The organism is Tamaricihabitans halophyticus, from assembly GCF_004340875.1.
GTDB classification, from domain to species: domain Bacteria; phylum Actinomycetota; class Actinomycetes; order Mycobacteriales; family Pseudonocardiaceae; genus Tamaricihabitans; species Tamaricihabitans halophyticus.
On sequence record NZ_SLXQ01000009.1, the window covers coordinates 26,526 to 41,773 of the forward strand.

Annotated in this window: 15 protein-coding genes; 6 read left to right on the forward strand and 9 right to left on the reverse strand. The window is 67.3% G+C overall.

Going from position 1 to position 15,248, the window contains the following annotated elements; genetic code table 11:
• Nucleotides 1-240 precede the first annotated feature (240 nt).
• Both EV191_RS19270 and EV191_RS19275 read left to right on the forward strand, forming a co-directional pair.
• The gene (locus EV191_RS19270) at nt 241-1,188 is read left to right on the forward strand and encodes a diacylglycerol/lipid kinase family protein (RefSeq protein WP_132878519.1); all 948 of its coding nucleotides are present in this window, start codon (nt 241-243) and stop codon (nt 1,186-1,188) included.
• A 206-nt stretch (nt 1,189-1,394) separates the two neighbouring features.
• The gene (locus EV191_RS19275; protein WP_132878520.1) at nt 1,395-1,649 is read left to right on the forward strand and encodes a WhiB family transcriptional regulator; all 255 of its coding nucleotides are present in this window, start codon (nt 1,395-1,397) and stop codon (nt 1,647-1,649) included.
• Nucleotides 1,650-1,747: 98 nt separating this feature from the next.
• On the opposite strand, the gene EV191_RS19280 is transcribed toward EV191_RS19275, so the two are convergent.
• Entirely contained in the window at nt 1,748-3,229 is a 1,482-nt protein-coding gene (locus EV191_RS19280) for a sensor histidine kinase (RefSeq protein ID WP_132878521.1), read from the reverse strand.
• A gap of 94 nt (nt 3,230-3,323) precedes the next feature.
• On the opposite strand from EV191_RS19280, the gene EV191_RS30980 reads away from it, so the two are divergent.
• Nucleotides 3,324-3,398 carry a 50S ribosomal protein bL37 gene (locus tag EV191_RS30980; RefSeq protein WP_424565486.1) on the forward strand — a complete coding sequence of 25 codons (75 nt, stop codon included), beginning with the start codon at nt 3,324-3,326 and terminating at the stop codon, nt 3,396-3,398.
• A gap of 67 nt (nt 3,399-3,465) precedes the next feature.
• Here the strand turns inward: EV191_RS30980 and rsrA are convergent, their stop codons facing one another.
• The 4 genes from rsrA to EV191_RS19300 all read right to left on the reverse strand — a co-directional run bounded on the left by rsrA (nt 3,466) and on the right by EV191_RS19300 (nt 6,249).
• Nucleotides 3,466-3,768, reverse strand: a complete 303-nt coding sequence (gene rsrA, locus EV191_RS19285; protein WP_132878522.1) for a mycothiol system anti-sigma-R factor — start codon at nt 3,766-3,768, stop codon at nt 3,466-3,468.
• Complete coding sequence (locus EV191_RS19290) at nt 3,765-4,547, reverse strand: sigma-70 family RNA polymerase sigma factor (RefSeq protein WP_243659067.1); 783 nt, start codon at nt 4,545-4,547, stop codon at nt 3,765-3,767. The genes rsrA and EV191_RS19290 overlap by 4 nt, the downstream gene beginning before the upstream one ends.
• 269 nt (nt 4,548-4,816) lie before the next feature.
• A complete protein-coding gene (locus tag EV191_RS19295; RefSeq protein ID WP_132878523.1) occupies nt 4,817-5,431 on the reverse strand; it encodes an alpha/beta hydrolase family protein in 615 nt (204 codons plus the stop codon).
• A complete protein-coding gene (locus EV191_RS19300; RefSeq protein ID WP_132878524.1) occupies nt 5,428-6,249 on the reverse strand; it encodes an SOS response-associated peptidase in 822 nt (273 codons plus the stop codon). Before EV191_RS19300 ends, EV191_RS19295 begins: the two co-directional genes overlap by 4 nt.
• A gap of 157 nt (nt 6,250-6,406) precedes the next feature.
• Between EV191_RS19300 and rsgA the strand changes: the two genes are divergently transcribed.
• Entirely contained in the window at nt 6,407-7,423 is a 1,017-nt protein-coding gene (rsgA, locus tag EV191_RS19305) for a ribosome small subunit-dependent GTPase A (protein WP_132878525.1), read from the forward strand.
• Nucleotides 7,424-7,434: 11 nt separating this feature from the next.
• Here the strand turns inward: rsgA and EV191_RS19310 are convergent, their stop codons facing one another.
• Complete coding sequence (locus tag EV191_RS19310; protein ID WP_132878526.1) at nt 7,435-7,926, reverse strand: DUF6912 family protein; 492 nt, start codon at nt 7,924-7,926, stop codon at nt 7,435-7,437.
• Nucleotides 7,923-9,326, reverse strand: coding sequence for a WS/DGAT/MGAT family O-acyltransferase (locus EV191_RS19315; RefSeq protein WP_132878527.1), 1,404 nt, complete (start codon nt 9,324-9,326; stop codon nt 7,923-7,925). Before EV191_RS19315 ends, EV191_RS19310 begins: the two co-directional genes overlap by 4 nt.
• 57 nt (nt 9,327-9,383) lie before the next feature.
• On the opposite strand from EV191_RS19315, the gene EV191_RS19320 reads away from it, so the two are divergent.
• Together EV191_RS19320 and EV191_RS19325 are read left to right on the forward strand one after the other, a co-directional pair.
• Nucleotides 9,384-10,154 carry a TrmH family RNA methyltransferase gene (locus EV191_RS19320; RefSeq protein WP_132878528.1) on the forward strand — a complete coding sequence of 257 codons (771 nt, stop codon included), beginning with the start codon at nt 9,384-9,386 and terminating at the stop codon, nt 10,152-10,154.
• Nucleotides 10,155-10,422: 268 nt separating this feature from the next.
• The gene (locus tag EV191_RS19325) at nt 10,423-10,914 is read left to right on the forward strand and encodes an Rv3235 family protein (RefSeq protein WP_132878529.1); all 492 of its coding nucleotides are present in this window, start codon (nt 10,423-10,425) and stop codon (nt 10,912-10,914) included.
• Between the two features lie 46 nt (nt 10,915-10,960).
• Here EV191_RS19325 and secA read toward each other — a convergent pair whose 3' ends face one another.
• Together secA and hpf are read right to left on the reverse strand one after the other, a co-directional pair.
• Nucleotides 10,961-13,804, reverse strand: coding sequence for a preprotein translocase subunit SecA (secA, locus tag EV191_RS19330; RefSeq protein ID WP_132878530.1), 2,844 nt, complete (start codon nt 13,802-13,804; stop codon nt 10,961-10,963).
• A gap of 277 nt (nt 13,805-14,081) precedes the next feature.
• Nucleotides 14,082-14,786, reverse strand: coding sequence for a ribosome hibernation-promoting factor, HPF/YfiA family (hpf, locus tag EV191_RS19335; protein WP_132878531.1), 705 nt, complete (start codon nt 14,784-14,786; stop codon nt 14,082-14,084).
• Nucleotides 14,787-15,248: the final 462 nt, after the last annotated feature.

Consider the following 15,248-nt stretch of genomic DNA (forward strand, 5'->3'; position numbering starts at 1 on the left):
CACCGAGCGTGAATCGTCCCGATCGTATGCCACCCGGTCGGCCGGTTGTGTGTCGCCGGCTATGCCGGAGGATCAGTCTTGTCGTCGATGAGATCGGGCGGTCGTCCGGGGTGCACTCGTCACGGCCAGCGGCAGCATCCGGCAGTGTCTGATGAAGGGAGCGCGATCGGCGGTTAGCGAGCAAGCCAGAAGCGGCACGCGTCATACCCGTACAAGCGTTCGGCATGGCACCGTAGAGGGGTGACCTACTCTGCGGTAACGCGAGCTGCGGTAAGGCGGGCGGTGCTGGTGGTGAACCCACAAGCCACTGCGACCACTCCGGCTGGCCGGGACATTCTGGCCTATGCGCTGTCCAGCGAGCTGAAGCTGGAAGTGGTGGAGACCGATTACCGTGGGCACGCCATGGACGCGGCCGCACGAGCGGCACTGGAGAACGTGGACCTGGTCGTCGCGCATGGCGGGGACGGCACGGTCAACGAAGTGGTGAACGGCCTACGCAGCGCGCCACACGGTGCTCGGGCGCCGATGCTCGGGGTAGTGCCGGGCGGCTCGGCCAATGTGTTCGCGCGTGCCATCGGGATCCCGCGCGACCCGGTGGAGGCGACCCACCAGCTGCTCGGCGCGCTCGCCGAAGGCCGCGCGCGCGATGTCGCGCTCGGCAGGGCAGCTGACCGCTGGTTCACCTTCAACGCCGGCCTCGGCTGGGATGCCGATGTGGTGGCCGGAGTCGAGCGCAAACGCAGCAAGCAGGCCAGCCCCGGGCTCTACGCGCGCAAGGCCGTCGCCGCCTATCTGCGCCCGCCGCACGGGCGCGCGGAGCTCACCCTGACGATGCCCGGCCAGGAACCGATCGACGGAATCCGCACGGTGTTCCTGTCGAATACCGACCCGTGGAGTTATCTCGGCAGCCGTCCGCTGCACCTCAACCCCGGTTGTTCCCTGAACGGGGGACTCGGAGTGTTCGCTCTGCGTAGTCTTTCCTTGCCAACCGTGGTCAAACACCTGGTGCAGGCACTCCGCAAGAACGGCAAACAGCGTGGTCGACGCCTCATTCGCGAAGACAATCTGGAAAAACTGAGCATAACGGCGACACAACCGGTAAACTTGCAGGTGGACGGCGACTTGCTGGGGCAGCGCACGGCCGTGGAGTTCAGCTGTACTCCGCGCGCGCTCCGCGTGGTTGCGTGATCCACCCCGGCTACGACGATTGGCTTAGTAGCTGTCCGAAAGCGCTGGTCAATAGACGTAGATCGTTCGGGTGAGTTCACCCACCTCGCTGGATAGACCCTTGACATTCACGCTGTTCGTGAAAGTATTCACAAGCACCCCAAAGACCGCATGTATCGATGACGGCGCGATGAGCCGCGCCGAAGCACTTAGAGGAGCACCAAACAATGGACTGGCGCGATCGCGCAGCCTGCCGTGACGAGGACCCTGAGCTGTTCTTCCCCGTGGGGACTAGCGGTCCTGCGCTCTTGCAGGTTGCCGAAGCGAAAGCCGTCTGCCACCGCTGCACCGTTGCTTCCGACTGCCTTTCCTGGGCGCTGAGCAGCGGGCAGGACTCCGGCGTATGGGGCGGTATGAGTGAAGATGAGCGTCGCGCGTTGAAGCGGCGCAACGTGGCGCTGCGGACGCGCAGCAACGTCTGACAACTAGATACCCGAGAACATTTCAGGGCCGGCACCGAATTCTGGTGCCGGCCCTGAAATCTGTGTGCTGAGTTACCGCGCTTCGCGAGCAAAGCCGTTCAGCGACGCGGGTTGAGCGGCACCCGCAGCTCCGCCTCAGTCCCTTGTGGACTCCGCGGGCGCAGCGACAGCGAGCCGCGCAACTCCGAATCGACCAGGGTGCGCACGATCTGCAGACCAAGCCCCTCGGTGCGCTCCAAGGAAAATCCCGGTGGCAGTCCCTTGCCGTCGTCCGAGATCACCACGTCCAACCACTTCGCGGAACGCTCCGCGCGCAGCGAGACATGGCCATCGCCACCGTCCGAATAGGCGTGTTGGTGGGCGTTCTGCACCAGTTCGGTGAGCACCATCACCAGTGGCGTTGCCAACGCGGCGGAGACCACCCCGAAGCTTCCCTCGGTGGCCAGCCGCACCTGGTTCTCCGAACCACTCATCTCGCCGACCATCGGCAACACCTTGCCGAGTAACTCGTCCAGATCCACCCGCTCGTCCACCGAAATCGACAGTGCCTCGTGCACCATCGCGATGGACGCGACCCTGCGCACCGATTCGCCAAGAGCTTCCTTCGCGTCCGGGCTCGCCGTGCGGCGGAACTGTAGCCGCAGCAACGCGGCCACGGTCTGCAAGTTGTTCTTCACCCGGTGATGGATCTCGCGGATGGTGGCGTCCTTGGAAAGCAGCGCCCGGTCCCGCCGTTTCACCTCGGTCACATCGCGCACCAGAACGAGCGCACCGGCCGCCTTGCCCTTCGGGCGCAGCGGGAGCGCACGAAACAGCGCCGAAGCGCCACGCCGCGACTCGGCCTCGATCCGCGCCCCCGGCGTACCCTCCAGCGCACCGAGAATGCAGTGCGCCACTTCCGTGGCGTCAAACGGATCCGCGATCAGCGACCGGGTCAGTGGCGCGAGCCGTTCACTCCCGAGATCGGCGGCCAGCCCCATCCGATGATAGGCGGACAGCGCGTTCGGGCTCGCGAAGGCCACCGCGCCGGTCGGGTCCAGCCGGATGAACCCGTCGCCGACCCTGGGGCTGGTGTGCACGTCGGTGCTCGGGGCGGGAACGGGGAAACTGCCGTCGGTGATCATCTGGCAGAGATCCGCGGCGCTGCCCAGATAGGCGATCTCCAACGGGCTCGGCACCCTGGCGGTGGCGAGGTTCGTTTCCCTGGACAGCACGGCGATCACCGTTCCGGCGAGCACGACGGGGATGGACTCGCGGCGCATCGGGGTGTCCTGGTGCCAGTGCGGGTCCTCCTCCCGGCAGATCCGCGTTTCCCGGTACGCGCGGTAAAGCTGCGGATGTTCCGCGGCGCTGACCCTGCGGCCCACCGAATCCTCGGCGTGTACGGTCGTCGCGGTGGTCGGCCGGGCCTGCGCCACGCACACGTAGTCGTCGTCCTCGTCGTCGCGTACCCACATCAGGAAGTCCGCGAAGGACAGATCGGCGAGTAACTGCCACTCGGCTACCACGGTCTGCAGGTGCTGCACCTGTTTACCGGAGAGCTGGGTGTGCTCGGCGAGTAGGTCAGAAAGCGTGGTCACGGCGCGCCCGGTACCCCAATCCAGCTCAGATGAACGTCTCCGGCAACATTAACCTTAAAGAACGCTGTCACACTTGAAGACGTGAGGAGATTCCATGGCGAAGCGAGCGCGGAAGCGTCGCGACCGGCGCAAGCGGGGCGCAAACCACGGTAAGCGCCCGAACAGCTGACCAGACGCGAAAGGCCCCGGCTCGTCCACCAGGACGGGACCGGGGCCATTTCGGTTCGGCGGGCTGCTCAACCGTGCTGCGCGGTCGGGCCATCCTGCGCGGTACTCGCCCGGTACTCGATCACGGTCTGTCGGATCGTCGCGCGCAGTCGATCCTTGAACTCGTCCGGCGCATGCTCCCCACCGCATTTGCGCGCCAGCAGCAGCTTCAGATGTTCATGGATGCCGTACTGCTCGAGGCACGGCTCGCACTCATCCAGATGATGCTGCAAGGTCGAACGGCGCGGCTGGTTGCATTCGTCGTCGAGCAACAGCCAGACCTCGGCCAGCACCTCGGAGCAAGGCGTCTCATGGGGCTTTCCGCAGCTCATGAATTCGCCACCTCCTGCTGTTTGCCACGCAGGAAGCCACGCTCGGAAGCGACCCCGGTCAGCAGGTCCCGCAGCTGCCTGCGGCCCCGGTGCAGCCGGGACATCACGGTGCCGATCGGCGTCTCCATGATGTCGGCGATCTCCTTGTACGGGAAACCCTCAACGTCGGCGAGGTACACCGCCAGCCGGAAATCCTCCGGCAGCTGCTGAAGCGCTTCCTTGACGTCCGTGTCCGGCAGCCGGTCCATCGCTTCGACCTCGGCCGAACGCAGCCCGCTCGAGGTGTGGCTTTCGGCCTGGGCGATCTGCCAGTCGGTGATCTCCTCGGTCGGCTCCTGCCGCGGCTGCCGCTGCTTCTTCCGGTAGGAGTTGATGTAGGTGTTGGTGAGGATCCGGTACAGCCACGCCTTCAGGTTCGTCCCCCTGGTGAAGGAGTGAAACGCGCCATAGGCCTTGAGGTAGGTCTCCTGCACCAGGTCCTCGGCGTCCGCGGGATTGCGCGTCATCCGCATCGCGGCAGAGTACAGCTGGTCGAGCAACGGCATCGCATCGCGTTCGAACCGCTCGGTGCGTTCCGCCGCGGTCTCTGCAACGTCGGGCCGGGTGTTCTCGGTAACGGTGTCCGTGGTCGATGCGGTTGTGGTGTGCGACTCGACCCTCTCCTTCGGTTCCGCTGTCGCCTGTTCAGCCAACTGCGCTTGTCCAGTTGACTGGGCCTGTTCCGTGCGGCCGGATTCGCCGGGCTCCCGCCCCTCCGCCGGCCGGTGTGTGCTCGGCAACACATCCCCTTCAAGCCGTACGCCGGCACGGTCGGTCCCCTGCTGACCCGTTCCGGCGATCGTGTGAGCCGCTTTCGAGGATACGCGGTGCGTGCCCGGTCGGCAGTGCGTCGGCCCCTGGGCAGCGGCGGGTCCGGACTTGGCTGGACCCGTGCTTGGCGGGGACACTCGGCGACTCGCGCGCGACCGCGGGGTGGTTAGCTGTGGCACGTCCGGCACAACGCGAAGCCCCGGCGAAACATTCCCGCGAAGGTTCTACTGGCCCAGCCCTATTGGCCCAGGGGCCGAAGTTCCCTGCCCAACCAGTCGGCGACGGCGCGGGAGATCGCGTCCGGTTCGCGGTCCAGTGCATGGGTGCCCCGCAGGTAAACCACCTCACGTTTGCGGGCGGCCTCAGGCTGGCCGAACGGATCGGCTTCCCCCTGCACGATCAACGTGGGCACCGGGACGGCCTCCAGTTCGGGCAGCCGGGTTTTCTCCGGCTTGCCCGGCGGGTGCAACGGGAAGGCCAGGCAGAGCACGGCGACCGCGCCACCGTCGGCCGCGGTGCGGCACGCCACCCGCGCGCCAGAGGATCGGCCGCCGAAGACGACCGGCACCCCGTCGAACCAGTGCTCGCTCAGCTCCTCGACGACGGCGAGCCAGCTGGCGTCCAGTTGCTTCGCGGGAGCCGGTGCCCGCCGGCCGGCAACCCGGTATGGCTGTTCGACCAGCGCCACGTGCACACCAGCCTCGCTGGCACCGCGCGCCGCGGCCACCAGATCGGTCGCGCCGATCCCGCCGCCCGCGCCGTGTCCGAGCAGCAACGCCGCCTTGCCTTCGGGGGCACAGTGCAGCTCGGCACGAGCGGTGCCGTGCGGCGTCTCGATCTCCACGGTGGTCATCGCGCCCGGGTTCCCGAGGTCTCGCTGACCCGCGCTTCGCCGCCCGCGTCGAACAGGGTCGGCGAGTCACCACCGACCGCGCCGAGGTCGACAGCCGGCTCGACCCGGTCGAGCAGTTCGGGCCCGTTGTTCCGGACGCTGTTCACCGCGCTGGACACCGGGCGCAGCTCCAGGCCGTCCACCACGTCCAGGCCGGGCGGTTCAAGGAGATCCGTGGCATCGGCCACGTCTGGGTCCAGCCAGCGTGCCCAGTTGTCCGGCTGCATCAGCAGCGGCATCCGGTCGTGCACCTCGGTCAGCTGACCGATCGCGGCCGTGGTGAGCACCGTGCAGGTCACCAGCGGAGGGGTGTCTGGTTCGGCGTCCTTGGCCCGCCAGGTCTCCCAGAGACCGGCGAACGCGAGGCTGGCTCCGCTTGGATCGGTCATATAGAACGGCTGCTTGCCTTCGGGATCCCTGCGCCATTCGAACCAGCCGTCCGCGGGAATCAGGCAACGCCGTTTCTTCATCGCCGCGCGAAACGCCGGTTTGCTCGACGCCGTCTCCGACCGGGCGTTGATCATGCGAGCGCCGCCGGCCGAATCCTTTGCCCAGAACGGTACGAGCCCCCAGCGCATCAGCCGCAGGGTGCGTTCGGTGCGCTGCTGGTCTGGTTCGCCATCGTCGTTCCGTGGATGCCGCTGCACCACGGTCGGCACCGTTTTCGTCGGCGCCACGTTGTGGTTCGGCTTCGGCGCCTGGCCCTCGGTCGCGTCCGTCGCGCCGAACTCCTCGACGAGCTTGGCCGGATTCTTGGTGACCGCATACCGTCCACACACGGCAACCACCTCCCTGTACATGCATCGTGGCATGCCCGTCCGACAACGGCGAGCGAAGCCGACAATACGGGTGCGCGCCAATGGCGCACTGGTTTCGCGGAGATCCATGCAACGATGGATCCGAACACGCCGCGCGACAGAGGGACGAGACTATCCGGTGAGCCGCAGGGATTGGCGCAAGCTCGACGAGAGCGATGTACGGGTGCGGCCCGGTAAGGGCTCGCGACCGCGCAGCAAGCGTCGACCCGAGCACTCGGACGCGGTGTCGGCCATGGTGACCGGGGTGGACCGGGGGCGATGGACCTGCGCACTCGAAGCGACGCACGGTCGCGAGGTGATCGCGATGCGTGCACGCGAGCTCGGCCGGACGCCGATCGTGGTTGGCGATCAGGTCGATCTGGTCGGCGATACCAGCGGCCGACCGGACTCGCTGGCCAGGATCGTGCGCGTGCACCCACGGACGAGCGTGCTGCGGCGCACCGCCGACGATGATGACCCCTACGAGCGCGTCGTGGTGGCGAACGCGGAACGGCTGCTGATCGTCACCGCGCTGGCCGATCCGCCGCCACGCACCGGCTTCGTGGACCGTTGCCTGGTCGCTGCCTATGCCGGTGGCCTCGAACCGGTGTTGTGCTTCACCAAATCCGACCTGGCCGACGCCGAGGAGCTGATCGCCAGGTACGCCGAACTCGAACTACCGATCGAGATCACCCGGTTCGACCAGGAACCGGCCTCGCTGGCAGGCGAGCTCGCCGGCAGGGTTACCGCGCTCGTCGGGCATTCCGGCGTTGGAAAGTCCACTTTGGTCAATCGGCTGGTGCCGGATGCGGTGCTGGCCACCGGAGAGGTCAGCGCGGTCGGCAAGGGACGGCACACCTCGGTCGCCGCCGTCGCGTTGCCACTGCCAGCGGGGGGATGGGTGATCGACACCCCCGGTATCCGCTCGTTCGGGCTCGCGCACGTGACGCCGGACGATATCGTCTCGGCCTTCCCGGAATTCGCCGAAGCCGCCGAGGAATGTCCCTCCGGCTGCGGGCATCTCGGCGAACCGGCCGATCCGGACTGCGCGCTGGACGAGCTCGCCGGCACCGGCGGGGCGACAGCGGGCCGGCTGACCTCGTTGCGCCGGCTCCTCGCGTCCCGCGCCGGCCTGGACGAGCACGCCGATCGCTGACCCGCGCGACGCTAGAGCAGTTCGAGCAGGAACGGCAGCTCCTGGGTGGCGTACCAGGACAGCTCGTGATCCTCGGCATCGCCAAGGGTGAACTCCGCGTCCGGGTCGCCGAGGTCGGCCGCGTCCACCACCTTCGCGGCGGCCCGCACGTGATCCTCCGCATCCGGGGTATCCACGTGCAGCGCGGCGATCATGCTCAGCGCGACCGGCCCGGGCAGCCGGACCACCGCATGGTCCAGATCGGGGCGCGGCTTGGCATCCGGCACATCGGCACTGACCACGACTCGCCGCGCCGGTTCGGCGTCGTCCGCCCCCAGCAAGCGCAACGAGGCGCGCGCCGCTTCGAGCAACGCCGCGTACTCCAGTTCCTCGGCCGAACCGGTCGTATACGACTCGCGCAGCGCGGGGGTGAGTGCGAAAGCGGTACCGCTCAACGCACGCAGCTCGCCGTTGTCGAGTAGCTGACGCAACATCGCGATCGTCGCTGGAATGTAGACCCTCACCGCGCGGTATCCCTCAATTCGTCCACGGACTCTTCCACCATCCTAGCCAGATTGGCCACATCAGACACCGCATCGCGATCGGCGTTGAATCCAAAATAGATACCGCCGTCATAGGAGGAGACGCCGATCGCCAACGCTTGGTTATGCGCAAGTGGGATCACCGGGTACATCTCCGCCAGCTGCGCCTGCCCGGCGTAGAGCGGGTGCTGCGGCCCGGGCGAGTTGGTGACCACCAGGTTGAAGATCCGACTGCTCAGCGCGCTCGCGGCTCGCGCGCCAAGCGAATGCAGCGTGGCCGGCGCGAATCCACTCACTGTGGACAGCGCGCTGGCGGCAACCGACCTGCCGGAGTCGATATGCCCGGACATCGCATGGCTGACGTGCCGCAGCCGCAGCACCGGATTCGGCTCACCCACCGGTAGATCCACCAGATACGCGGCGACCTCGTTGCCGACCAGACCCGAGAAGAACGCGCCGGTGTCCGGGTCGCGCACCGCCATCGGCGCAAGGGCGCGCACCGTCGTCGAAGCCGAAACCGTTGCGCCGCGGGACAACAGCCATTCGCGCAGCGCGCCACTGATCGCGGCGAGCACCACATCGTTGACCGTGCCGCCATGTCGCAGCCGCACCGCCCGCAGGTCCGCGAGCCTGGCCTGGGCGCCCGCGTACCTGCGCTGCTTGGACACCGGCGCGTTCAGCGGGCTCACCGTCGGCGGGGCGATCGCGGTGCGCAGCGCGGTCGTCAGTTCGCCGACAGCACCGACGACCTTGCTCGCCGTACTCGCCGCGTCCTTGGCCGCCAACCGCACGTTGTCCACCAGCTCACTCGGCTGCCGGATCGCCTCGGTGACCGCGTCCAGTACCAGCTGCGGGCGGGTTGGCTCGCGGCGCGGAATCCACCCTTCGTCCTGGTGTTCGCGCGGTTCCGGCTGGGTATCCATGATCAGCTGACCGATCTCGATGGTGCTGATGCCATCCACGACGGCCTGGTGGGTTTTGGTGATGAGGGCGAACCGGTCGTCGGCGAGCCCCTCGACGATATAGGCCTCCCACAGTGGCCGCTGGCGATCCAGCGGCCGCGACATCAGCCTGGCTACCAGCTCAAACAGCTGCTCATCGCTGCCTGGCGCGGGCAGCGCGGAGCGCCGCACGTGGTAGCTGAGGTCGAACTCGGTGTCGTCCACCCACACGGGTCGCGCCAAGCCACCTGGTACCGGGATCACCCGCTGCCGGTATCGCGGCAGGAAAGCGAGCCGCTGGCTGAACAGCGCGAGCAACCACTCGTAGTCGAACCCGGCACGTGGGCGCGTGAACACCGCGACCCCGCCGACGTGCATCGGCGTCGCCTCGCCCTCGAGGTACAGAAACGACGCGTCCAGCGCCGACAGGCGTTCCGGCATACGCGAATACTGACACACCCGGCGGCGCGTCAGCTCGGCCGTGCGATGCTGCCTGGTATGCCCGCAGCCACCGAGCAACCCTCGCCCAAGGACCGGTTTCTCACCGTGTATGGCCGCAAACCGGTACTCGAGGCGCTCGCTGATCCGACGCTCACGGTGGACAAGGTGCTGCTGGCCGAAGGCATGCGGGGCGCGGGACCGCGCGAGATCATCCAGGCCGCGCGGGTGAAGGGCGTGCCGGTGAACCGGGTGAGCGCGCACCGGGTGAAGGTGCTCGCCGGCAACGGGAAGCAGGACCAGGGCGTACTCGCCGATGTGGTGGCGCCACGGATGCGCCCGCTGGCCGCCGCGCTGCGGTCGAAGGCCGCGCCGAAGGTGATCCTGCTGCTGGACGGGATCACCACGCCGGCGAACGTGGGCATGATCCTGCGGACCGCGACGGCGGCGGGGATCGGCGGGATCGTGGTGCCCCGTAAAGGGGTGGCCGCGCTCGACCCGCTGGTGGTGAAGGCCTCTGCCGGGGTGGCGTTCCGGGCCCCGGTGCTGCGCTGTGGCACGGCGGCCGAGGCGGCCGAGGAGCTGCGCGCGGCAGGGTATCCGCTGTTCGCGCTCGGCTCCGATGGGGCGCGCGGGCTGTTCGACGGTGAACTGCCGGAGCGGGCCGGCTACGTGCTTGGTGGGGAGACGTCGGGGGTGTCGGTCGAGGTGGCCAGGCTGGTGGCCGACCAGGTGGCGATCCCGATGCCGGGCGAGGTCGAATCGCTGAATGTGGCCAGCGCGGCAGCCGTGCTGTGTTTCGAACTGGTTCGGCGCTCGCTTGCCGGGTAGCCTGCTGGGTAACCAGTGCGCCACTCGCTCCGGACCATTCCGCGGTGAAGGTGCCGTTTGCGCTCGTGGTGCGGCGAGTCCGCCCGAGTGGCGTGCCCATCGCCAGCTGGGCTTACCGATTCCCCGATAGCCGCGCGGCGGGCTCATCACGGGCGAATCGGGCAGCCACACCCTTACTGGTGATTTTGCCCGTATTCGGTTGATTTGCCGGGACACCTCCTCGGCGAGTACCAGTTGTGCTGCCGAACGATCCGAGGGGGAATCCGCTGTGGCCGAGCACCAGGAAACCGGCCAGCCGGCACGGATCCGGCTGCGACCGGTCCCCAGCTACCTGCCAGGCTGGGTACCGGCCCAGCGGGCGGCCTGCCGGCGGCACGCGCGGCCGTCCGAAACGCCGGAACACTGGGACCCGCGTGCGCCCACGGCCGACTCGGAACCGCCGCGGGTGCTGCGGGCACTGCTGACCACCTACCGCGAGGTGCTCAACCAGCGGCGGCCAGCCAGCCAGCTTGCCGCCGTACTACCCGCGGACGCGCTGCACGAACTCCGCTACAGAGCTCGGCGCGAGGCGTTGCGCGGGCGCCGCTACCGCGGCGGCCGAGTGCACTGGTGTCAGCCGAACGCGCAGCTCGTCGAGGCGGCCGCCACCATGCATGTCTTCGCCGCGCCGGGGCGGCTACCCCAGCGCACGCTAGCCATCGCCATCCGGCTCGAATGGTGGCACGGCCAATGGCGCTGCACCGTGCTCACCGTCCTCTAAAACCTCGCTAACCCTCAAGAACGCGACCACGGAGTGGCACGGCGGGTCAGCGCTTGGCGCCCTTCTTGTTCTTCTTTGCCTGTGCCCGCTGGGCCGCGCGGCGCTCCCTGCGGGTGCCACTCTGGCCCTCGCCGTCCGAGTCGCCGTTGCCGTTACCCCGGGAGGACACCCCGCCGCCTTCGGCTGGGCCGCTGAACGTCAACGAGCGCTGCTGCTCGCCGTCCAGCCCCTTGCCGCGCAGCGCCGCCGGCACGGCCTGCTGGTCCGCGGCCGGTTCGTCATCGTCATCGCGCGCATGCCGACCGCGATCCGACTGCCCGTTCCCGGTGGCCGCCGGTTGGGCCGGCGCCTTGCTCGGCTCGCTCGCGGCCGACTGCTCGGTCTCCACCTGCAGGTTGAACAGGAAGCCGACGACCTCCTCCTTCAGGTTGTCCAACATGCCGTTGAACATGTCGAAACCCTCGCGCTGATACTCGATCAGCGGGTCCCGCTGGGCCATCGCCCGCAGGCCGATGCCCTCCTTGAGGTAGTCCATCTCGTAGAGGTGCTCGCGCCATTTGCGGTCAAGCACGGAAAGCACCACGCGGCGCTCCAGCTCCCGCATCGCGCCCTCGCCGACCTTCTCGTTCAGCTCGGCCTCGCGAGCGGTGTAGGCCTGGTGCGCGTCCTCCAGGATCGCCTTGTGCAGCCGCTCGCTGGTGAGGTCCTGCTCATCGTCCTCGGCGAGTTCAGCCCAGGTCACCGAAACCGGGTAGAGCTGGCCGAGCGCGGTCCACAGCTTCTTGTGATCCCAGTCCTCGGCGTAGCCCTCCTTGGTGGCCTCCGTGACGTAGTCCCCGATGACGGAGTCCAGCATGTTCTGCACGTAGGTGCTGAGGTCCTCGCCCTCGAGGATCCGGCGGCGCTCCGCGTAGACGACCTTGCGCTGCTGGTTCATCACCTCGTCGTACTTCAGCACGTTCTTGCGGATCTCGAAGTTCTGCTGCTCGACCTGGGTCTGCGCGCTCTTGATCGCCTTGGAGACCATCTTCGCCTCGATCGGCACGTCATCCGGCACCTTCATGGTGGTCATCACGCGTTCCACCATGGCCGCGTTGAACCGGCGCATCAGCTCATCGCCGAGCGAGAGGTAGAACCGCGACTCACCGGGGTTGCCCTGCCGGCCCGACCGACCACGCAGCTGGTTGTCGATCCGGCGTGACTCGTGCCGCTCGGTGCCGAGCACGTAGAGCCCGCCAGCCTCGATCACTTCCTCGGCCTCGGCCTCGGACTCCTTAGCCACCTGCTCCAGCGCCTCCGGCCAGGCTTCCTCGTACTCGGCCTGGTTCTCCACCGGATCAAGGCCACGCTCGCGCAGCACCTCGTCAGCGATGAAGTCCGGGTTGCCGCCAAGCACCACGTCGGTACCGCGACCGGCCATATTCGTCGCGACCGTGACCGCGCCCTTACGGCCGGCGCGCGCGATGATCGAGGCTTCCCGGTGGTTGTGCTTCGCGTTCAGCACCTCATGCGGAACGTTGCGCTTGACCAGCAGCTTGGACAGGTACTCGGAGCGTTCCACGCTGGTGGTACCAACCAGCACCGGCTGACCGTTCTCGTGCCGTTCGGCGATGTCCTCGGCGACCGCGTAGAACTTGGCCTCCTCGGTCTTGTAGATCAGGTCGGCCTCGTCCTTACGGATCATCGGCTTGTTCGTCGGGATGGGCGTCACACCCAGCTTGTAGGTCTGGTGGAACTCCGCCGCCTCGGTCTCGGCGGTACCGGTCATCCCGGCAAGCTTGTCGTAGAGGCGGAAGTAGTTCTGCAGAGTGATCGTGGCGAGCGTCTGGTTCTCCGCCTTGATCTCCACGCCTTCCTTGGCCTCGATGGCCTGGTGCATACCCTCGTTGAAGCGGCGGCCGGCGAGCACTCGGCCGGTGAACTCGTCCACGATGAGCACCTCGCCGTTGCGGACGATGTACTCCTTGTCCTTGGTGTAGAGCTCCTTGGCCTTGATGGCGTTGTTCAGGTAGCCGACCAGTGGGGTGTTCGCCGCCTCGTACAGATTCTCGATACCGAGCTGGTCCTCGACCAGGCTCACGCCCACCTCGCTGACACCGATGGTGCGCTTGCGCTCGTCCACCTCGTAGTGGGTGTCCCGTTTCATCATCGGCGACAGCCGGGCGAACTCGGTGTACCAGCGGGAGGACTGGTCGGCGGGACCGGAAATGATCAGCGGGGTTCGCGCCTCGTCGATGAGGATGGAGTCGACCTCGTCGACGATGGCGAAGTTGTGCCCGCGCTGCACGCAGTCGTCGAGGCTCCAGGCCATGTTGTCCCGGAGGTAGTCGAAACCGAACTCGTTGTTGGTGCCGTAGGTGACGTCGGCCTTGTACGCCTCGCGCCGCTGCGCGGGCGACATCTCGGACAGGATCGCGCTGACCTCGAGCCCGAGGAAGCGGTGCACACGTCCCATCCACTCGGAGTCACGTTTGGCCAGGTAGTCGTTCGTCGTCACGACATGCACGCCGGCGCCGGTGAGCGCGTTCAGATAGACCGGCAGTACCGAGGTAAGGGTCTTGCCCTCACCGGTTTTCATCTCGGCGACCTGACCGAAATGCAGCGCAGCGCCCCCCATGACCTGCACGTCGAACGGCCGCTGGCCGAGAACCCGGTTGGCCCCTTCCCTGCCGACCGCGAAGGCCATCGGCAGCATGTCGTCGAGCGTCTGCGCCTTCGCCGAGTCCTTCGCGTCCTGATACTTCGACCGCAGCTCCGCGGTTTTGGCGCGCAACTCAGCGTCGGTGAGGTCTTGCACGTCCTTTTCCAGCGAGTTGATGTGCGCGGCTATCTGGCGCAGCCGCTTGACCATCTTTCCCTCGCCCGCGCGGAGCAGCCGGGACAACACCATGCTTCGTCGACCTCACTCGCTGTTCGGGTGCGCCACGCATACCCGCGACGCCTTGCACCCATCGTAGGGATTCACTCACCTGCGCATGCACAGGATGGGCAGTCCCTACCCTTCTTCGCTGCGAGCATACGGACCACCCGTCAAGTACGAGTGTGCTCGTCGCGGGTCGGCGAGGACAACAACCTGGTACGAACCCCGCACACAGCGCTGACCCCGGCGCGCGCGGCGGCCGGGGTCAGCGGTTACCAAGTTCCTTGTTCGATGTTCCCTGTTCGACTCAGGTCAGGCGGATCACGCCGTAATCGAATCCCTTTCTGCGGTACACCACGCTCGGGCGCCCGCTGTCCACATCAGCGAAGAGATAGAAGTCGTGACCGACCAGCTCCATCTCGTAGAGGGCCTGGTCAACCGACATCGGGCCGGCGGAGTGTTCCTTCTCGCGAACCACCCGGCCCGGGGTGCGTTCAGCAAAGCCGTCGTCCCAGCGTTGTTGCTCGGGCACCACTGCCTCGGCCAGCTCGGGGACGTCATCGACGAGCGGCTGGCTTTCCGGTGCGGCGAGTACCGCCGTCTGCGCGGCCGCGACCTGGCCGTTCGCCGCGCCTCCTGGCGGGCTGACCAGCTGCGGGTTGGCCACTGAGGTGGCTTCGGCGACCGATTCCGGGCTTCGCCTGCCGTGGTGCACCTTGCGACGGTCATGCATGCGGCGAAGGCGGTTCTCCAGTTTGCTCACCGCCGCGTCGAGCGCGGCATAGAAATCGCCCGCGGCGGCTTCCGCGCGAATGGGCGCGCCCTTGCCTTTCCCGGTGATCTCCACCCGCTGACAGTTCTTTGCCTGCCGTCGGTTAGGTTCGTGGAACAACTCGACTTCGAACCGGATCACCTTCCGGTCGTAGCGTTCCAGTCGAGCCATTTTCTCGGAAACGTGCGTCCGGTAATGATCAGGAACCGCAACGTTCCGACCCTTGATGACGATGTCCATACACGACCTCCCTCGCTGCTGCGAGCTCGTTGTTGTGGATCAACAAAGCACCGGGATACTTCGCCGGTCTGCGTTGGCGAAGTGCTCAGCTGAGCGACATTGACGGCCACCCGCTGGATTCCAGTCGCCCCGGGGTTCCGGCCGAGGGCTCTAGCTGAATTCCGGCGCCAGGTGCATGGGCTTTTCGCCTCCTTCCCCGTCTGCCGGGATCGCTGATAGCGCAGCACGTTAGCCGGGCAACGCCATTCACAACAGCCCCCGAGCCGGGGGACGTTAAACATCCGGCATTTGTTACTGAGCGCAATCCAATTATGGCCTCGCTCCGACGGGAATCATCGAAAATGTCCACCCGAAAGTGTGAGTAGTCATCCTGTCGGCGCAAGGTCACTACCGCGGTCGGTCCGTTCCCGCCGCGGTTGAGATCCGCCCATGACAGCAGCTCGCGCGACAAAGTCACCGAGG

Coding starts and splice junctions, on each gene's coding strand:
- EV191_RS19275 (WP_132878520.1), top strand. CDS start 1,395: ATGGACTGGCGCGATCGCGCAGCCTGCCGTGACGAGGACCCTGAGCTG.
- rsrA (WP_132878522.1), bottom strand. CDS start 3,768: ATGAGCTGCGGAAAGCCCCATGAGACGCCTTGCTCCGAGGTGCTGGCC.
- EV191_RS19295 (WP_132878523.1), bottom strand. CDS start 5,431: ATGACCACCGTGGAGATCGAGACGCCGCACGGCACCGCTCGTGCCGAG.
- EV191_RS19315 (WP_132878527.1), bottom strand. CDS start 9,326: ATGCCGGAACGCCTGTCGGCGCTGGACGCGTCGTTTCTGTACCTCGAG.
- EV191_RS19320 (WP_132878528.1), top strand. CDS start 9,384: ATGCCCGCAGCCACCGAGCAACCCTCGCCCAAGGACCGGTTTCTCACC.
- secA (WP_132878530.1), bottom strand. CDS start 13,804: ATGGTGTTGTCCCGGCTGCTCCGCGCGGGCGAGGGAAAGATGGTCAAG.
- hpf (WP_132878531.1), bottom strand. CDS start 14,786: ATGGACATCGTCATCAAGGGTCGGAACGTTGCGGTTCCTGATCATTAC.